Origin of the sequence: Sinorhizobium sojae CCBAU 05684 (assembly GCF_002288525.1) — a bacterium.
Lineage (GTDB): Bacteria > Pseudomonadota > Alphaproteobacteria > Rhizobiales > Rhizobiaceae > Sinorhizobium > Sinorhizobium sojae.
The window spans coordinates 2,755,711-2,774,498 of record NZ_CP023067.1 but is presented as its reverse complement, the minus strand read 5'-3'; the positions used below and the strand labels follow the sequence as shown (position 1 = coordinate 2,774,498).

The following is an 18,788-nucleotide window of genomic DNA, read 5'->3' as shown; positions in this document are numbered from 1 at the left end:
CTTCGAAAAATGCGCCTGACTACTGACATCACAGGAAGAAATCGGAATGGTGGGCGTGACAAGGATCGAACTTGTGACCCCTACGATGTCAACGTAGTGCTCTCCCGCTGAGCTACACGCCCATCCGATGCGGCGCATAGACCACAAAACCCGCACCGGCGTCAATAGGCTATTCGAAGGTTTTTTGACAGAAAATTCGACCGAGATTTCGAAAGCGACGCAGGTGCGGGATTTGCCGTTTGTTCTTGCCGCTTCAGGATCGGCGCAGCCGTCGGCGGGACTTAAATCCTTGAAAAGGAAAGGCCATCGCGGACGCTTTCGTCTGCGATGGCCTCGCAAGCCATTTGGAACGGATGCTGTGGATAAATCTGCGGCGGCTCTGTAAGCGAGCGGTTGCCGGCCGCACCTAACCCAGCGAGATCAGGCCGCCAGCATCTTGTTGACCTCGTTGACGAGATCGCGCAGGTGGAAGGGCTTGGAAAGCACCTTGGCGTCCTTCGGAGCCTTCGAATCGGGGTTCAACGCCACGGCGGCAAAGCCGGTGATGAACATGACCTTGAGGTCCGGATCGAGCTCGGTGGCGCGGCGGGCAAGTTCGATGCCGTCCATTTCCGGCATGACGATGTCGGTCAGGAGCAGCGAAAAGGGCTCTTCGCGAAGCCGGTCATAGGCGCTGGCGCCGTTGTCGTAGGACTGGACCTTGTAGCCCGCCTTTTCCAACGCCTTCACGAGGAAGCGGCGCATGTCGTTGTCGTCTTCGGCAAGGAGGATTTTCGCAGTCATGAATTCGGCCGTGGCTACTTCTTTTCAATGCTTGTGAATGGCGGCAGTCTAGCTAACCGCAGCCGCGTAAATATCCGGTGAATGGGATGGGTCAACCCCCCGAATCCGGGAAGCGGCCACTATGGACACAGAGGCGGCCAACTGGCAACATGGTCGACGAAGCAAGATCCCGACATGGTAAAAAGGGTTCCGATGGGGGAAGTGGGTGAGTGGGAAATGTTCGAAATTCTGGAACCCGCGACCCAGCGGATTCCCTTCGTGTTCAACTCTCCCCATAGCGGCCGCCTCTATCCTCAGTCCTTTCTCGATCAATCGCGCCTCGACGCCCATTCGATCCGCCGTTCGGAAGACCATTTCGTCGACGAACTGTTTCAGAGCGCCACCTTCCTGGGGGCGCCGCTTCTGAGGGCGCATTTCCCGCGGGCTTTCCTCGACGTCAATCGCGAACCCTACGAACTCGATCCCCGCATGTTCGACGGCGCCCTGCCGCCGCATGCGAATATCAGCTCCATGCGCGTTGCCGGCGGGCTCGGCACCGTTCCGCGCGTGGTCGCCGAGAATATGGAGATATATCGTGGCCGTTTTCCGGTCGAGGAGGCGCTCACGCGCGTCGAGTCGATCTACAAGCCATACCACGCGACGCTTCGGAAGCTGATCGCCCGCACGCATGTGCAGTTCGGGATGGCGGTCCTCATCGATTGCCATTCCATGCCCGGCAACGTGCATCTTGCAGCGAGCGGGCAGCGGCCGGATTTCATCATCGGCGACCGCTACGGAACGAGTGCCGCCGCGGAATTGTCGCGCATGGCGGTGGAACTCCTGGAACAGCTTGGCTATGCGGTGACCCGCAATAAACCCTATGCCGGCGGCTTCATCACCGAGCATTACGGCCGCCCCACCCGCGGGCTGCACGCGCTGCAGATCGAGATCAATCGCTCTCTCTATATCGACGAGTCGACACTGATCAAAAAGCCTGGTTTCTCTGCATTGGCGACCGATCTCGCCACCTTCATCGGAACGTTTTCCCGACATGTCGAGGATTTTGCCGCCGATCTGCCGCTGGCGGCCGAGTAGCGCTCGCGTCTCTTCAAACCTCGCCGTCCATAAAAAGAACCGCGCCAGCGGCGCGGTCAAGTCTAGGGAGGAAACACCCAAGGAGGGTATTCGCAGCCACGAGTGACTGCACGATCAGGCTAATATTGCGCTGCACAATTGTCAAGTTTTCCGGTCGGTAACTTTTGCGGCGCAACAAGAAACATTCGTGATCTCGCCGGACTTGCTTGCGTCCGTGCGCCCAGGGCGGTCGTTGCCTTTCGGTGGGATTCGTCTATTCAAAGATTTTCCACATCCGCCAAGAGAGTGCCATGTTGCCCGACCGTTCCTTCTTCGATCGCCTCGCCGACGCCGCCAAGGCGGAAACCATGCCGCGCTTCCGCACCGACGCATGTGTGACCAACAAGCTCCAAGGTGGCTTCGATCCAGTCACGGAGGCTGATCAGTCGGCCGAGGCGGCGATCCGGGCGCTGATCGAAAGCGCATATCCCGAGCACGGAATCCTGGGCGAGGAGCACGGCAATGTCGGGCTCGATCGCGAGCATGTCTGGGTTATCGATCCGATCGACGGAACGCGCGCCTTCATCTCCGGCCTGCCGGTCTGGGGCACGCTGATCGGGCTCTATCGCAACGGCGAGGCGATCATGGGACTGATGGATCAGCCCTTCACCGGCGAGCGCTATTTCGCCGATGGCGAGAGATCGGTCTATCGCGGTCCGGGCGGTGAGAAGGTGCTGCGTACACGCGATTGCGGCGGGCTTTCGGATGCCGTTCTCTTCACCACCTCGCCGCATCTTTATACGGGCGAAATCAAGGAGCGCTTCGAGGCGCTGCAGTCGGAGGTCCGGCTCTTCCGCTATGGCTGCGATTGCTACGCATTTGCGCTGCTGGCTGCCGGCCATGTCGATCTCGTCATCGAATGCGGCCTGAAGCCCTATGACGTCGGCGGGCTCATCCCGCTGATCGAACAGGCCGGCGGCATCATCACCGATTGGCAGGGCGGACCGGCGGAAATGGGGGGAGAGGTCATCGCCGCCGGCAGCCGCGAGGTCCACGCGCAAGCGCTGGAGATGTTGCGCTCCCGCTGAATGCGAAAGCGTCAGGCCTCTTCCAGGACTTGCGGCGAGCCGTCCGCTTCCTCGGCTTCGGCCTCCGGCAGGAAGGCGAGGATCGCCGCCATGGCCTGCGCCCTATAGCGATCCGCCTCCTGCAGCAGTTCGTGGCGCGCACCATCGATGGGTATCAGGTGGCCGGCGCGGAAATTGCTGGCCAGGCGTTCGATCGCGAGATAGGGCACGAGCCCGTCGGCCGTCGGCGCCAGCAGGACGGTCGGTACGGTGATCCTTGTCAGATGCCAGGGGCGCGTCACGCGCCGTATGGTCCGGAAGGCCTCGTTCAACCATCGCGCCGTCGGCGGCCCGAGCCGCAAGCGCGGGTGGCTCTCGAGCAGCGCCAGGTTGCGGGCGTAGCGGTCGGCGTCCCTGGTCAACGGATTGTTCGCGAAGGGCCCGTGGCCGCGCCTGTCCCGGTGGAGCGGCATTCTGCCGAGGCCAAGCCAGCGCATCACGGCCGCGAGCGCGACGATGCCCGGCTCGCCGATGACCTGCCCGCCCAAGCCTACGAAAGGGGCAAGCAGCACGATGCGGTCGACCCGAGTCGCCATCGCCGGCGCCACCGACAGACAGACGAGCGCTCCCATGGAATGGGCGACGATCGAGAAGGGCAGGCGCGTGTCCGGCAACACGATCTGCTCCAGGAAAATCATCAGGTCGCGCCCGTAATCGGAGAAGTGCTCCACATGGCCGAGCGCCGGCTGTGGCAGCAGCCGTTCCGACCCGCCCTGTCCGCGCCAGTCGAAGGTCGCGACCCAATAGCCGGCCTCCATGAACTCGCCGATGGTTTCGAAATATTTCTCGATCGATTCGTTGCGCCCCTGCAGCAGCACCACCGTGCCACGCGCGACGCGCGCCTTCGTCTTGAAAATCGCGTAGCGGATCTTCCGGCTGCCGACGCCATCGAAAAAGCCTGCCACGGGATTTCCCGGGATCGGATTGTCCGGTGTGGCGTCGAGAATCGCGGTCATGGGGCGCCGGGCGAGATGAAAATGAACTTGAGTTGCTACGTGCCTGTCGGCCGGGACACGGAGACGCTGGGCTGCTCCCCGCGCTCCCATCCCCCTTCACGGATAGGCTGTGGCTTCTCGTCCGTCAAAGGAAAAAGCCGGAAGCGGTGGATGAAGTCCGGGCGATCACCGCTTCCGGCCGCTGAAGGGAGAAGGGACATGTCACTTCAGCACCGGGGCTTTCGCTCCCAGTATCCTGCTTATACTTGCGAGCCCATGAACCGCGCCCGAATCCGCCATTCATGCAGCATTCACCAAGGCCGCGGGTGCGCAATGCGCGCCCTTGAACTCAGTGATCCGCATTCCCATGTCTTCCCCCGGACGCCGTTGACGGGTCCGTTCACCGGTCGCGCCACTGCCGGATGGGGTGGCAGGCCAGTAATCGCAAACAGTTGCTCTAAGGAGGACAACATGCGTCACTTTGATTTCTCCCCCCTCTATCGTTCCACCGTCGGCTTCGATCGCCTGTTCACCATGCTTGACAGCCTGGGCCAGCCCGATCAGGCGCAGACCTACCCGCCCTACAATATCGAGCGCACCGGCGAGAATGCCTACCGCATCACCATGGCCGTTGCCGGCTTTGACGAAAGCGAGCTGTCGGTCGAGGCGCGCGAAAACACGCTGACGATCAAAGGCGAAAAGAGCGAGGAAAAGGCTGATGAGACCCAGTTTCTTCATCGTGGCATTGCCAAGCGCGCCTTCGAGCGCCGCTTCCAGCTCGCCGACCACGTCGAGATCAAGTCGGCCTCGCTGAAGAACGGCCTGCTCCATGTCGACCTCGTGCGCGAGATCCCGGAAGCCGCCAAGCCGCGCCGGATCGAGATCACCTCGGTATCCTCGCAGCCGAAGCAGATCGAGGCGCAGAACGCCTAGATCACAAGGCTGGGATTCACCGAACGGCGCCCATCGTGGCGCCGTTTTTCATAGGGGAAGTCGCCGCAGTTGCTCAGCAAGCGGCGAGGAGGCGGTCGACGTCCTCGATCCTGGTGGCGAAGCTCGTGACGAGGCGATAGAGGCCCTCGTCTTCGCCGACGCTGCCGGCAAGGTGCTGCGGCACGTGCCAGTCGTAGAAGATCGCCCCTTCCTGCTGAAGCCGTGTCGCCACCTCGCGTTTCATGATCGCAAAGACCTCGTTGGCCTCCGGCGTCCAGGCAAGACGGCTGCTCGCGGACGCCGCGATGCCGTCGGCGAGGCGATTTGCCATGGCGTTGGCATGACGGGCGAGATCGAGCCAGAGGTCGCCCGCGAAATAGGCGTCGAACTGCGCGGCGATGAAGCGCGATTTGGAAAAGAGCTGGGCCGCCCGCTTGCGCAGGAATTGCATCTCCTGTGCCTTGGACAGATCGAACAGAACCACGGCTTCGGCGCACCAGCAGCCGTTCTTCGTTCCCCCGAAGGAGAGCAGATCGACGCCGCGCTTCCAGGTCATCTCGGCCGGCGCGACGCCGAGGCCGACGAGGGCATTGGCAAAACGCGCGCCGTCCATATGGAGCGGCAGCTTGTGCGCCCTGGCAATCGCAGCGATCGCCTCGATCTCGTCAAGCGAGTAGACTGTGCCACTCTCGGTTGCCTGGGTCACGGTCACGGCCATGGGCTGGCCACCATGCACGAAATGCGGCGGAAAGCGGCGGATCTCCGCTTCGAGCCGCGCTGCATCCATCTTGCCGAGAGCGCCGTCCACCGGGTCGAGCCTTGCCCCATGCGAGAAGAACTCCGGCGCGCCGCACTCGTCGACATTCACATGGGCCTCGCGGTGGCAGAAGACGACGCCGCCCGGCCGATTGGCGGTGGCAAGCGCCAACGAGTTCGCTGCCGTTCCGGTGCCGACAAAAAACACGGCGACCTCTCTCTCGAAGACCTCCGAGAACCGCTTCTCCACCTTTCGGTCGAGTTCGCTGGTGCCGTAGGCGGGAACATAGCCGTGGGATTGCGCCATCAGGGAATCGGCAATTGCCGGGTGGGCGCCGGCCCAATTGTCGGAAGCGAAGATCATGCAAAACACCCTGTGCTCATCTGCTCTCGGCGAGACCATAGCGGACTTCGGACAGCTGGCAATGCTTCACGAATGCGGTAATTCCAAATTAAGACCAATTTGAAACCAAAGGGAAGAAACTATGGGAAGTGTGTAATTTTATTTCAAAACTGTGAAACTTTCGGCAATGTTCGGCAAAATCTCCTCCACTATTGCGGGGCAAGCCCCTTGCGGAGGGGGGTGCTTTCTGGCATACAGCGCATGAAATAGGACAGGTTTGCTGTCCTATTTCGGTCTAGGGACCGGAACAATCGTCGGGGAACGGCGCGAAAAGCGACCTCCGGCGAGGGCGCAAGGGGTTTCTCCGGATTTTATTCGGTTGTTAGCCATTGCCATCTGTATGGTCGCAGACATTCGTGCCTGATGCGGCCGCGCTTCATTTGCGACCTGATCAGGATCATGCGACGATAACGCCCGGCCTGTCGCACTGCAAAAGCAGACGCAAGGTGGCGACAGGCGGGGCCCGCGGTTTGCCCAAGACTCTGGGCGCAACAGGAGGGAACAGGATGACGGATCATTCGCCATCGCAACAGATTGGGCTCAACCTCGCAACGAGCGCTGCGACGGCTGTGAAAACGCCCGCATTCCCGTCCGGGCTGCCGCGAAGGCAGGGGCTTTACGATCCGCGCAACGAACGCGACGCCTGCGGCGTCGGTTTCGTTGCCCATATGAAGGGTGAGAAGTCGCACCAGATCGTGCGCGACGGCCTCTTCATGCTCGAAAACCTGACGCACCGCGGTGCGGTCGGTGCCGACCCGTTGATGGGCGATGGCGCAGGCATCCTGGTGCAGATCCCCGATCGCTTCTTCCGCGAGGAGATGGCGAAAGAGGGCGTCACCCTGCCGAGGGCCGGCGAATACGCCGTCGGCTACCTTTTCATGCCACGGGACGAAAAACTGATCGCCCATTTCAAGGACGTGATCCGCGAGGTCGTCGAAGAGGAGGGGCAGTACCTGCTCGGCTTCCGCGAGGTGCCGGTCGACAACTCGTCGCTTTCCAAGGCGCCGGATATCGCCGCCACGGAGCCGTATCATGTGCAGGTCTTCATCGGCGCCGGCCGTGAAGCCGCCACCAACGACGAGTTCGAGCGCCGGCTGTTCACGCTGCGCAAGGTGATCTCCAACCGTATCTATGCGGAAGCTGACGGCGGCGATCTCGGCTTCTATATTGTATCACTGTCCACCACGACTATTGTCTACAAGGGCATGTTCCTCGCCTATCAGGTTGGCGCCTATTACAAAGACCTGTCGGACGAGCGGTTCCAGTCGGCGGTAGCCCTGGTGCACCAGCGCTTCTCCACCAACACCTTCCCGTCCTGGAAGCTGGCGCACCCCTATCGCATGGTTGCCCACAATGGCGAGATCAACACGCTGCGCGGCAACGTCAATTGGATGGCGGCGCGCCAGGCTTCGGTCTCCTCGCCGCTCTTCGGCGACGACATTTCCAAGCTCTGGCCGATTTCCTATGAAGGACAGTCGGACACGGCCTGCTTCGACAATGCGCTCGAATTCCTGGTGCGCGGCGGCTATTCGCTCGCCCATGCGGTCATGATGCTCATCCCGGAGGCCTGGGCCGGTAACCAGCTCATGTCGGCGGAACGCAAGGCATTCTACGAATATCATGCGGCGCTGATGGAGCCGTGGGACGGGCCGGCGGCAGTCGCCTTCACCGACGGGCGCCAGATCGGCGCGACCCTCGACCGCAACGGCCTGCGCCCGGCGCGCTACATCGTCACCAACGACGATCGCGTCATCATGGCGTCGGAAGCCGGCGTGCTGCCGGTCCCAGAGGACAAGATCGTCAAGAAATGGCGGCTGCAGCCCGGCAAGATGCTGCTGATCGACATGGAAGAAGGCCGCATCATATCCGATGAGGAGGTGAAGTCGGCGCTCGCGGGCAAACACCCCTATCGTCAATGGCTCGACAACACCCAGCTCATCCTCGAAGACCTGAAGCCGGTCGAGCCGAGGGCGCTGCGACGCGACGTGTCGCTGATCGACCGCCAACAGGCTTTCGGCTATTCGCAGGAGGATACGAAGATCCTGATGTCGCCGATGGCGACGACCGGCCAGGAGGCGATCGGCTCCATGGGCACCGACACGCCGATCTCGGCGATGTCGGACAAGCCGAAGCTGCTTTACACCTATTTCAAGCAGAACTTCGCGCAGGTCACCAACCCGCCGATCGACCCGATCCGCGAGGAGCTGGTAATGAGCCTCGTCTCGTTCATCGGCCCACGCCCGAATATTCTCGACCATGAGGGCATGGCGCATGCCAAGCGGCTGGAAGTCCGACAGCCGATCCTCACCAATGGCGATCTCGAGAAGATCCGCTCGATCGGCCATACCGAAGACCGCTTCGACACCAAGACGCTTGATTTCACCTACGACATTTCGCGTGGGGACGAAGGCATGCCGGAAATGCTCGATCGCCTTTGCGAACGGGCGGAAGCGGCGGTCAAGGGCGGCTACAATATCATCGTGCTTTCGGACCGGCAGGTCGGGCCCGATCGCGTGGCGATCCCGGCGCTGCTCGCCACGGCGGCCGTTCACCACCACCTGATCCGCAAGGGCCTGCGCACGTCGGTCGGTATCGTGGTGGAATCCGGCGAGCCGCGCGAGGTACACCATTTCTGTCTGCTCGCCGGTTTCGGCGCGGAAGCGATCAACCCCTATCTCGCCTTCGACACGCTGATCGACATGCACAAGCGCGGCGAGTTCCCGAAGGAGGTCGACGCCAGCGAAATCGTCTACCGCTACATCAAGGCGGTGGGGAAGGGCATTCTCAAGGTCATGTCCAAGATGGGCATCTCGACCTACCAGTCCTATTGCGGCGCGCAGATCTTCGACGCCGTCGGCCTTTCGTCGGCGTTGGTCGAAAAGTACTTCTTCGGTACGGCGACGACCATCGAAGGCATCGGCCTCGAAGAGATCGCAGCAGAGACCGTCGCCCGCCACAGGGCGGCCTTCGGAGCCGACCCGGTTCTCTCCAACGCGCTCGAGGTCGGCGGCGAATATGCCTTCCGCATGCGCGGCGAAAGCCATGCCTGGACGCCGGATGCGATCGCCTCACTCCAGCATGCGGTGCGCGGCAATGCCGAGGATCGCTATCGTGAGTTCGCCGCGATGATGAACGAGCAGGCGAGCCGCATGAACACGATCCGCGGCCTCTTCACGATCAGGCGCGCCGAGGACGTCGGCCGCAACCCCATCCCCGTCGAGGAGGTCGAGCCGGCATCCGAGATCGTCAAGCGTTTCTCGACCGGCGCCATGTCCTTCGGCTCGATCAGCCGAGAGGCCCATACGACATTGGCGATCGCGATGAACCGGATCGGCGGCAAGTCGAACACCGGCGAGGGCGGGGAGGAGAGCGACCGCTATCTGCCGCTGCCGGACGGATCGATGAATCCGGAGCGCTCGGCGATCAAGCAGATCGCCTCCGGCCGCTTCGGCGTCACCACCGAATATCTGGTCAATGCCGATGTGCTGCAGATCAAGGTGGCGCAGGGAGCCAAGCCCGGCGAGGGCGGTCAGCTTCCCGGCCACAAGGTCGATGCGACCGTCGCCAAGACCCGGCATTCTACCCCGGGCGTCGGCCTCATCTCGCCGCCGCCGCACCATGACATCTATTCGATCGAGGATCTGGCGCAGCTGATCTTCGATCTCAAGAACGTCAACCCGGAGGCCGATGTCTCGGTCAAGCTGGTGTCGGAAGTAGGTGTCGGCACGGTCGCGGCCGGTGTCGCCAAGGCACGCGCCGACCACATCACCATTGCCGGTTTCGACGGCGGCACCGGCGCCTCGCCGCTTACTTCGCTGAAGCATGCGGGCAGCCCGTGGGAAATAGGTCTTGCCGAAACCCAGCAGACGCTGGTCTTGAACGGCCTGCGCTCGCGCGTCGCGCTTCAGGTCGACGGGGGCCTGAAGACCGGACGCGACGTCATCATCGGTGCCATGCTGGGGGCCGACGAGTTCGGCTTCGCCACCGCGCCGCTGATCGCGGCCGGCTGCATCATGATGCGCAAGTGCCATCTGAACACCTGCCCGGTCGGCGTCGCCACCCAGGACCCGGTGCTCAGAAAGCGCTTCAAGGGTACGCCTGAACACGTCATCAATTACTTCTTCTTCGTTGCGGAGGAGGTGCGTGGAATTCTCGCTTCGCTCGGCGTCAGGAAGCTCGACGAAATCATCGGCGCTTCGGAACTGCTCGAGCGCGACGGGATGATCGAGCACTGGAAGGCCAAGGGCCTCGACTTCTCCAAGATTTTCCACAAGGTCGAGGCGCCGAAGGAAGCGTCCTATTGGACGGAGCGCCAAAGCCATCCGATTGACGACGTTCTCGACCGCGGGCTGATCGAAAAGGCGAAGCTGGCGCTGGAAACCAAGGTGCCGGTGGCCTTCGAAGCCGAGATCAAGAATGTCGACCGCTCGGCCGGCGCGATGCTTTCCGGTGCGCTTGCCAAGCGCTGGGGATACAAGGGGCTCAAGGACGACACGATCCACGTGACGCTCAAGGGCACGGCGGGCCAGTCCTTCGGTGCGTTCCTGGCTCGCGGCATCACCTTCGACCTTGTCGGCGACGGCAACGATTATGTCGGTAAGGGTCTTTCGGGCGGACGCATCATCGTCCGGCCACCGGAAAACGCCAGGATCGTGCCGCAGGAGTCGATCATCGTCGGCAACACCGTGCTTTACGGGGCGATTTCGGGCGAATGCTACTTCAACGGCGTCGCCGGCGAGCGCTTCGCGGTGCGCAACTCCGGTGCAATCGCGGTCGTCGAAGGTGTGGGCGATCACGGTTGCGAATACATGACTGGCGGCGTCGTCGTCGTGCTCGGCAACACCGGACGCAACTTCGCGGCCGGCATGTCCGGCGGTGTCGCCTATGTGCTCGACGAGGAGGGCGACTTCGCCCGCCGCTGCAACATGGCCATGGTCGAGCTGGAGCCGGTTCCGGAGGAGGATGACATGTTGGAGAAGCTGCACCACCACGGCGGCGACCTCATGCACAAGGGGCGGGTCGACGTCTCGGGCGACATGACGCGTCACGACGAAGAGCGGCTCTATCAGCTCGTCTCGAACCACATGCATTACACGGGTTCCATTCGCGCCAAGGAGATTCTCGAACATTGGGCGGACTACCGGCCGAAATTCCGCAAGGTCATGCCGGTCGAGTATCGCCGCGCGCTCGAAGACATGGAGCGCATGAGAATGTCGGAAGCGGCCGAGTAACGGGCTCCACGTGACCGCGGCCCCGATCCGTTTTCCGGCGGCGGGGCCATCATGCGCGCTTTGAGGCGTGTCTGTTTGAGATTGAAGATATCAGGATCGTAAGATGGGCAAGGTTACAGGATTTCTCGAGATCGATCGGCAGGTGGCCAAGTACCAGCCGGCATCCGACCGCATCCGCCATTTCCGCGAATTCACCATTCCGATGTCCGATCAGGAAGTGCAGAAGCAGGCTGCTCGCTGCATGGACTGCGGCATTCCCTATTGCCATGGGCCGACCGGCTGCCCCGTTCACAACCAGATCCCGGACTGGAACGACCTCGTCTATAACGGCAATTGGGACGAGGCGATCCGCAACCTGCATTCGACCAACAATTTTCCGGAATTCACCGGCCGAGTCTGCCCCGCGCCTTGCGAGGAAGCCTGCACGCTGAACCTCGAAGACGTACCGGTTGCGATAAAGACGGTGGAGCAGGCGATCGCCGACAAGGCCTATGAAATGGGCTATATCGTGCCGCAGCCTGCCGTCACCAAGACCGGCAAGAAAGTCGCGGTCATCGGATCCGGTCCGGCGGGAATGGCGGCCGCCCAGCAGCTCGCCCGCGCTGGCCACGAGGTCCATGTCTACGAGCGCGAATCGAAGCCAGGCGGGCTGCTGCGATACGGCATTCCGGACTTCAAGATGGAGAAGAACTTCATCGATCGCCGCATCGAGCAGATGAAGGGCGAGGGGGTCACCTTCCACTGTGGGGTCAATGTCGGCGTCGAGCTGGCCGTCCAGCAACTCCTCGACGAGAACGACGCCGTTCTCTATTGCGGCGGCTCCGAAACCCCGCGCGACGCCGGCATTCCGGGCGTGGAATTTATCGGCGTGCACGATGCGATGCCCTACCTCGTCCAGCAGAACCGGCGCATCGGCCGCGAGAATATCGACAGTGTCGGCTGGCCGTCCGAGCCGATCCTGGCCGGCGGCAAGCATGTCGTCGTCGTCGGTGGCGGCGACACGGCGTCCGACTGCGTCGGAACCGCTTTCCGCCAGGGCGCCGTCAAGGTGACGCAGCTCGACATTCGCCCGCAGCCGCCGGAAAAGGAAGACAAGCTCGCCGTCTGGCCCTTCTGGGCGACGAAGATGCGCACGTCCTCCAGCCAGGCAGAGGGCGCGGTTCGCGAGTTCCAGGTGGCGACGCTGGAGTTCGTCGGCGACGAGGACGGCATTCTGGCAGGCGTGAAGTGCTGCCAGGTCGATGAGCGCCGCAAGCCGATCGCCGGCACCGAATTCGTTATCAAGGCCGACCTAGCATTCATCGCCATCGGCTTCCGTGGGCCGTTTACCGACGGCGTGCTCAAGGATCTCGGCGACCGGCTGGCCCTCAATGTCGACCGTCGGGGTTCGACCAACGTCATTGCCAACGAGCGGGACTACAGGACCTCGGTTGAAAAGCTCTGGACGGCCGGCGACGTCCGTCGCGGCCAATCGCTCGTCGTCTGGGCGATCCGCGAAGGCCGCCAGGCAGCGCGCGCGATAGACGAGGCGCTGATGGGCTCGACGGTGCTGCCGCGGTAGGCGATTTCGCGCTCTGTTTCCGCGGGCGCCGGCGGGTTCGGACTCCTTTACCGCTTACGAGCCCGAATCACATCGCCGCGCGTCCTTTCAGACGCGCAAAGGTCGATGTAACTCTTGAACCTACGCGTCGGCCCGAAAATCAGTCACGATTTTCGGGCCGATGCCTAGCCGCCGTCATCCTCCGGCTTGACCTGGTCGAGCCGAGCCTAAAGACCTTCAGGGGGGCGGCAAATGGGCCGGCAATGTCCCCGGCTTGCTCTGGTGCGCTGCTTTCGTCTACACGCACTTCCCTCAGATTGCCGGGCAGCACTCAATTCCGCATCAGCGGTTTGCTGATCACCGTTTCGGGCTTCGCCAGGCGGAAATCATCGACGCGTCCGGGCGGGGCGCTAACGATTTCGCCCTTCTCGACGAGCAGGTCCCTCGCGCTCTTGCCATTTCCTTTCGGCGGGTCGCCCGCACCGAGAAGCGCCGTCGCGCCGTCGAGTGCCGGATCCGTCAGGCTGATCGGCTGCGTCCTGACGATGTCCTCACTGGCGAGCGGTGTGGTGACAACCAGATCCTTCAGGCCATCGGCGCCTAGGTCGCTGCCTGTCGTCGCGCCGTCGCCAAGCAGCTTGCGGATCTCCTTCTCGACGTAAAAGGCGAGTTTGCGCTTGCCGGCCTTTGTCAGATTGATCCCGTCGGAGCCGCGCAACCGGACCTGCTGGCCGTTGATGTCCGAACCCGTCAGCACGAACTTGCCTTCCTCGTCAACGAAGCCGTCCCAGATGTCGATGAAATGGCCGCCCGCCTTTTCGGCCTCCTCGCGATAGATGCCGTTGAAGGTCACCATGTCGGCGGTCATCGCGCTGGATTGGAAAGGCGGCATGCCGACCCAGAAGACCGGCAGATTGTCCTTCCGCGCAAGGGCGGCGAGCGTACTGACGCGTCTGCGATATTCTTCCGTCCAGCGATCGGTCCTAAACTTTTCCTTGCTGTCTCCGACGCCCATCGTCTGTCGGTCGTTGGCGCCGATGCTGATGACGATCGCGGCGGGATTGAGTTCGGCGACATAGCCGGGCAGGACTTCCGGCCAATCGAAATAATCGTCGCGCACGAGGCCCGAGGAGCCGCTGGCGCGCGTTTCGATCGCGATGCCCGCCGTCTCCTCGAAAGCCACCTTCAGGCCGTCGCCAAGGCTCGCGGCAACGAAATCGCCGACCACCAGGATCTTCTTCGCATCCGGCGACTTCTCGATGACCGGGGCGGGCGGCGGCGTCTCGGCAAGGCGCGGCTTGGCGCGCTGCTGGCGCCGCTGCTGCACACCTGCGGGCTGTGCACGGCGTTTCTGTATCCGCCGCGGCCTGGGTGCTTCGGGATACGTGTATCGGTCGTCATAATAGATCGGCCGCTGGCCGAGGCCAAAAAGGCGCTGCAGCAGGTTGCGCCGCGGAACCGGCTCCTGGGCCGCGGCGATGGTGGCAAGGAAGCCGGCGACAAGCATCGCCGCCGCCCCCGCGAGGACAGCTGCGAGGCGGAACGGACGCAAGATCTTGCCCTTCCCGGCGTTTCTGTCTGTCAACATGCCTGCTTACCGTTCAATGGCAATGCTCTCACCATACGCCAGATCACGGTGATTTGGCACCGTCAGATCGCAGATCGTCGCGATTGAAAGGTGCGTCTTTCCGCTCACTTGCGCAGCGCGCGCAGGATATGCTGCGTCGGCTCGCCATCCGGCGTGAGACCGTTCTGGGCCTGGAAGGCCTGGATTGCGGCCCGCGATCCCGAACCAAAGTTGCCGTCCACCTCGCCGCTGTAGTAGCCGAGTTCCTTGAGGCGGCTCTGCAGCTCGAATTTCTCGCTGATGTCGAGGGAACCGTCCGGCCGCGGCCAGCGCTGCTGCATGCCGGAATAACCGGCAATCTGATCTGCAAGCAAGCCGACGCCGAGCGCGTAGGAATCCGAGGCGTTGTAGCGCTTTATGACGAAGAAGTTCCTCGTCATCAGGAATCCTGGACCATTGCCGCCGCTCGGCAGCTTGAGTTCGGCGCGCATGCCAGGATTGCGGAAGCCCTTGCCGCCCGGGCGGGCGAAGCCGAGTGCCGCCCATTGGCCGAGCGTCTTCGTCTGGCCCGAATATTTGGCAGCATTCGCTGGCGGCACTACTTCGTAGCCCCAGGTCTCACCCGTCCGCCAGCCGTTCTTCTTCAGCAGATTGGCGGCCGTTGCTAGCGCGTCCGGAACCGAATTCCAGATGTCGCGATGGCCGTTTCCGTCCGCATCGACGGCGTAGAGAAGGTAACTCGTCGGGATGAATTGTGTATGGCCCATTGCACCGGCCCAGGAGCCGGTGAGGTTACGCGGCGCTACATCGCCGCCCTGCAGGATCTTCAAGGCAGCGATGAGTTGCGTGCGTGCAAATTTCGCCCGCCTCCGGTCGGCATAGGCAAGTGTCGCCAGCGCGCGGGGCACGTAGTGCAGTCGGTCGTCCTTTTCGAGGATGGCGCCGTAATTCGATTCCATCGACCAGATCGCCAAAAGCACCGATCGGTCGACGCCGAAATGCCGTTCGATGGCAGCGAGCGTGCGCGCATGTCTGGCCGCCATTTCCTGGCCGATGCGCTTGGTATATGGATTGACTCGCGAGTCGATATATTCCCAAATCTTGTGCTTGAATTCGGGTTGGTGGTTGGCTTTCTCGATGACCGTCGGGTCGGGTGTCTTCACACCGGCAAAGGCCTGGCGGTAGGTCGCCCTGGAGATGCCGTTCTTGGCGGCCGTCGCGTAGAAATCATTGATCCAGTTTTGAAAACCCGCATCTGCGCGCGCGGGTGAGGCACCAGACGCGGCGGCGATGACAAGAGCGGCGGCGATATGTCGGAAGAACGTCCTGCGGTTTCTGATCATTTTGCTGTCGGTTCCGTTTCTCGGCGGAGCATTCAGCCGGTGTTCATGCCGGACCGACTACTCCGGATTGCGAATGTCGCCCGCAAGGGCCGCTGGGGCAGCATGCGGTCGTCCTATGTGAGGCCGTACGGCAGGCAGCCGTAACGGGTCAGTGGAGAAGCCTACAGAAACGAGGTCAATAAAGTCTTTACCATGAAAGTGCCGAATCGTCTTCCACGATGGAAAGTCGGCAAACGGTGTATCTGCAAGATTTCGTCAATCGAAGTTGATTATGGAAGCGCGCAGAGATTCAAATCGTTACAGGACCCCGCGCCTGTTGTCGGCGCAGGCCTGTTCCATTTCGCCTGCTTCAGGCTACTGCATGTCTCCTTAAATCGCCTCGATTCAAGGACAAAGACATGCAGCAACACAAAGAGATACAGCGAGCTTTGCGCGTCTGATAACACGCGCGGCGCTGGAGAAGAGAACCACTGCAGGAGGTTTCCATGACCGAAAAGCGTAAAGTCCGCAAAGCCGTTTTCCCCGTCGCGGGCCTGGGGACGCGCTTCCTTCCCGCCACCAAGGCGGTGCCGAAGGAAATGCTGACGGTGGTGGACAAGCCGGTCATTCAATACGTCGTCGACGAGGCGCTCGAAGCAGGCATCGAGCATTTGATCTTCGTGACGGGCCGCAGCAAGGCGGTTATCGAGGACTATTTCGACATCCAGGTCGAACTGGACCAGACCCTGCGCGAGCGCAACAAGAAGGCAGAGATCGAGCTCCTCGAAGCCATGCTGCCGAAGGCCGGCACCACGAGCTTCACGCGCCAGCAGGCGCCGCTCGGCCTGGGACACGCGGTCTGGTGCGCGCGCGACCTCGTCGGCAATGAACCCTTCGCCCTACTTCTTCCCGACATGATCATGAAGGGGGAGAAGGGTTGCCTCAAGGGCATGGTCGATCTCTACGAAGAGAGTAACGGCAATGTCGTCGCCGTCGAAGAATGCGCGCCCGACCAGGCGCACAAATACGGAATCGTCGGCGTCGGCGAGCCGGTCGGCGAGGGCTTCAGGATCACCAGAATGGTCGAGAAGCCTGCACCGGGCACGGCGCCTTCGAACTTCTTCATCAACGGCCGCTATATCCTGCAGCCGGAAATCTTCCCGATCCTCGAACACCAGGAGCGCGGTGCCGGCAACGAGATCCAACTGACCGACGGCATGGTGAAGCTTTCCGAGACGCAGCCCTTCTCGGCCTATCACTTCCGCGGCGAGACATTCGACTGCGGCGCCAAGGACGGCTTTATCCTCGCCAACGTCGCCTTTGCGCTGGAGCGCGCCGACATCCGTCCGGTGGTAGAGGGGCCGCTCAAGGGGTTGCTGGAAAGGCTCAAGTGATCCAAGCTCGACAGTGCGAATACCGGCCACGTCTTGGGCGTGGCCGTTCGCGTGTTAGAGCCTTTCCTGGTTAACTGGAAACAATTCTGTTGGCTGAAGCGGGCGGCCTCTTTGCCCGGCTGGCTTGGCCGTATGCTTTGGCTACGCCGCGCGTCAGCGGCGCAAACATTCCGCTCCGATTGAGCCAACAGAATTGTTTCCAGTTAACCAGGGGAAGGCTCTATGGCTGGTAATCAGCGCCTCAGCATGAGCCCGACTCCCACGCGTGCCGTTTCGCTCGTAGGCCCGCTGTCTCTGTTCGTGCGTTCGTAGCTCACGTCTCCGGTGAGCGCGAGATAGCGGCTCATGTCATAGGTCAGCCCGGCGCCCGTGCGCCAGGTTGTCTCGTCGGAGGCGGCGGCATTCGAGGGGAAATTGCGCAGCGTCACGCTGTTCGATAGCCTGGCGACGATATCCGACCTGACCTGATGCGTGATCACATTCGTCAGCTCGTAATTGATCGATCCCGCCTCGCCGGCCGTGGTGGACGGGTCGAGATAGGTCAGGAAGCCGAACAGGACATCGGTGCCCCGCTGTGGCGACCAGTTGACGCGCCCGTCGACCGATAGCCCGCGAAGCTCGCCGAGCCGCGCATCGTCGAAACGGTAGGTTTCGTAGCCGGCGGCGAGTTCACCGTTGAGCTTCTCGCCAAAATCGAACTCCATGCCAGCGCGGCCGGCATAGCTCTGATAGGAGCGTTCGAAGCCGAGGGTATCCCGCCTGAGATCGTAGACCGATTTGCCGACCGAACCTTCGAGGAAGGGGATGAGCGCCGGCGAAAGTTCGTAGCCAATGCGTGCTGTTAGCGTGGCAATGTTGCGATCCCTGTCCTCCTGGGACAGCGTCGTGCCGTCGTCGAGTTCGACGTCACCGTAGGTGCGGCGGTCGAAATCGATGCCGATCGAGCCCCGGATGATACCGAAATCACGCTCAGCCGCCGCGCCGAGCCGGTAGCTGTTGACGCCGGATTGGTTCTCGGCATTGGCGACAGCGTTCGGGTCGGTGGCGTCCTCGCGTTCGAAGCTGTAGCCCGCCCGCAGCCTAGCAATGGTGTCCTCGCTCAAGTCGAGCCGCAGTTCCGCATCGATATCTGCGCGCGGTTGCTCCTCGCCCTCGCCCGAGACATTGTGCTGCAGCACGCCTTCGCCGGTAATGCTCAACTGGTGGCGCGACCAGTCCGAGGTGAGCGAGCCTTTGAGGCCGGTCTCAAGGAAGCTCCGGCCCTGGCTGTCGCCGCCGGTCTTCTGCCGCTCATGATTGAAGCTTTCGCTGAGCGCCGGCTTGAGGACGAAGGTGCCGATCCGGATCCCCACCGCCTCGTCGCGATAGGGATCGGGGCGCGCGCGCAGCCCGTCGATCGTTTCTTCGCGTCGGTTGAGGCGGTTGAGATCCTCGTCGAGCGCGGGCGGAAGATCGGCACCGGAGACGGCGCCGGTCGTCTGCGGATCGGCAATGCCCGGGGTCACACCCGTCAGGTTGGTGGCGAAGCCATCGTTCACCGGAGGTGCGAGGCTCTGCGCCGCGGCCGGCGTCAGCGCGACAGCGGTACAGCCCGCCAACAACGCCGCCGGCATTGTCACCCGCATGGCGCCCGCCAATTGAGAGCGTAAGGTGTTGGGCGCCATTGATCGTCTGTCCGCGTATCTGATTGCAATTCTTTCGCAATCGTAAAGCGGTGTGGTTAACCAATGGTTTCCGTTATATT

Annotated in this window: 12 protein-coding genes and 1 tRNA gene; 6 read left to right on the top strand and 7 right to left on the bottom strand. The window is 62.4% G+C overall.

From position 1 onward, the window contains the following. Positions 1 to 47: 47 nt before the first annotated feature. Together SJ05684_RS13600 and cpdR1 are read right to left on the bottom strand one after the other, a co-directional pair. Positions 48 to 122 (bottom strand) — tRNA-Val (locus SJ05684_RS13600). A 298-nt stretch (positions 123 to 420) separates the two neighbouring features. Next, positions 421 to 783: a response regulator CpdR1 gene (cpdR1, locus tag SJ05684_RS13595; RefSeq protein ID WP_034854992.1), complete on the bottom strand. Its 363-nt coding sequence runs from the start codon at positions 781 to 783 to the stop codon at positions 421 to 423. Positions 784 to 975: 192 nt separating this feature from the next. Between cpdR1 and SJ05684_RS13590 the strand changes: the two genes are divergently transcribed. Both SJ05684_RS13590 and hisN read left to right on the top strand, forming a co-directional pair. Next, positions 976 to 1,857: an N-formylglutamate amidohydrolase gene (locus SJ05684_RS13590; protein WP_034854993.1), complete on the top strand. Its 882-nt coding sequence runs from the start codon at positions 976 to 978 to the stop codon at positions 1,855 to 1,857. 290 nt (positions 1,858 to 2,147) lie between these two features. After that, positions 2,148 to 2,924, top strand: coding sequence for a histidinol-phosphatase (gene hisN, locus SJ05684_RS13585; RefSeq protein WP_034854994.1), 777 nt, complete (start codon positions 2,148 to 2,150; stop codon positions 2,922 to 2,924). Positions 2,925 to 2,935: 11 nt separating this feature from the next. Here hisN and SJ05684_RS13580 read toward each other — a convergent pair whose 3' ends face one another. Continuing rightward, positions 2,936 to 3,919 carry an alpha/beta fold hydrolase gene (locus tag SJ05684_RS13580; protein WP_095694268.1) on the bottom strand — a complete coding sequence of 328 codons (984 nt, stop codon included), beginning with the start codon at positions 3,917 to 3,919 and terminating at the stop codon, positions 2,936 to 2,938. Between the two features lie 450 nt (positions 3,920 to 4,369). Between SJ05684_RS13580 and SJ05684_RS13575 the strand changes: the two genes are divergently transcribed. Then, positions 4,370 to 4,831 carry an Hsp20 family protein gene (locus SJ05684_RS13575; RefSeq protein ID WP_034854998.1) on the top strand — a complete coding sequence of 154 codons (462 nt, stop codon included), beginning with the start codon at positions 4,370 to 4,372 and terminating at the stop codon, positions 4,829 to 4,831. 73 nt (positions 4,832 to 4,904) lie between these two features. Here SJ05684_RS13575 and SJ05684_RS13570 read toward each other — a convergent pair whose 3' ends face one another. Continuing rightward, positions 4,905 to 5,951 (bottom strand): threonine aldolase family protein, encoded by a 1,047-nt coding sequence (locus SJ05684_RS13570; RefSeq protein WP_034854999.1) that lies wholly within the window; start codon positions 5,949 to 5,951, stop codon positions 4,905 to 4,907. 545 nt (positions 5,952 to 6,496) lie between these two features. Here SJ05684_RS13570 and gltB point away from each other — a divergent pair. Further along, a complete protein-coding gene (gene gltB / locus SJ05684_RS13565; protein WP_034855000.1) occupies positions 6,497 to 11,221 on the top strand; it encodes a glutamate synthase large subunit in 4,725 nt (1,574 codons plus the stop codon). Positions 11,222 to 11,324: 103 nt separating this feature from the next. Then, positions 11,325 to 12,782, top strand: a complete 1,458-nt coding sequence (locus SJ05684_RS13560) for a glutamate synthase subunit beta (protein WP_095694267.1) — start codon at positions 11,325 to 11,327, stop codon at positions 12,780 to 12,782. Between the two features lie 310 nt (positions 12,783 to 13,092). Here SJ05684_RS13560 and SJ05684_RS13555 read toward each other — a convergent pair whose 3' ends face one another. Both SJ05684_RS13555 and SJ05684_RS13550 read right to left on the bottom strand, forming a co-directional pair. Beyond that, positions 13,093 to 14,349, bottom strand: coding sequence for an SGNH/GDSL hydrolase family protein (locus tag SJ05684_RS13555; RefSeq protein WP_034855003.1), 1,257 nt, complete (start codon positions 14,347 to 14,349; stop codon positions 13,093 to 13,095). 104 nt (positions 14,350 to 14,453) lie between these two features. After that, complete coding sequence (locus SJ05684_RS13550) at positions 14,454 to 15,671, bottom strand: lytic murein transglycosylase (RefSeq protein ID WP_034855004.1); 1,218 nt, start codon at positions 15,669 to 15,671, stop codon at positions 14,454 to 14,456. A 485-nt stretch (positions 15,672 to 16,156) separates the two neighbouring features. Between SJ05684_RS13550 and galU the strand changes: the two genes are divergently transcribed. Further along, complete coding sequence (galU, locus tag SJ05684_RS13540; RefSeq protein WP_034855005.1) at positions 16,157 to 17,044, top strand: UTP--glucose-1-phosphate uridylyltransferase GalU; 888 nt, start codon at positions 16,157 to 16,159, stop codon at positions 17,042 to 17,044. Between the two features lie 233 nt (positions 17,045 to 17,277). Here galU and SJ05684_RS13535 read toward each other — a convergent pair whose 3' ends face one another. After that, positions 17,278 to 18,708, bottom strand: coding sequence for an outer membrane beta-barrel protein (locus SJ05684_RS13535; protein ID WP_034855006.1), 1,431 nt, complete (start codon positions 18,706 to 18,708; stop codon positions 17,278 to 17,280). Positions 18,709 to 18,788 lie beyond the last annotated feature (80 nt).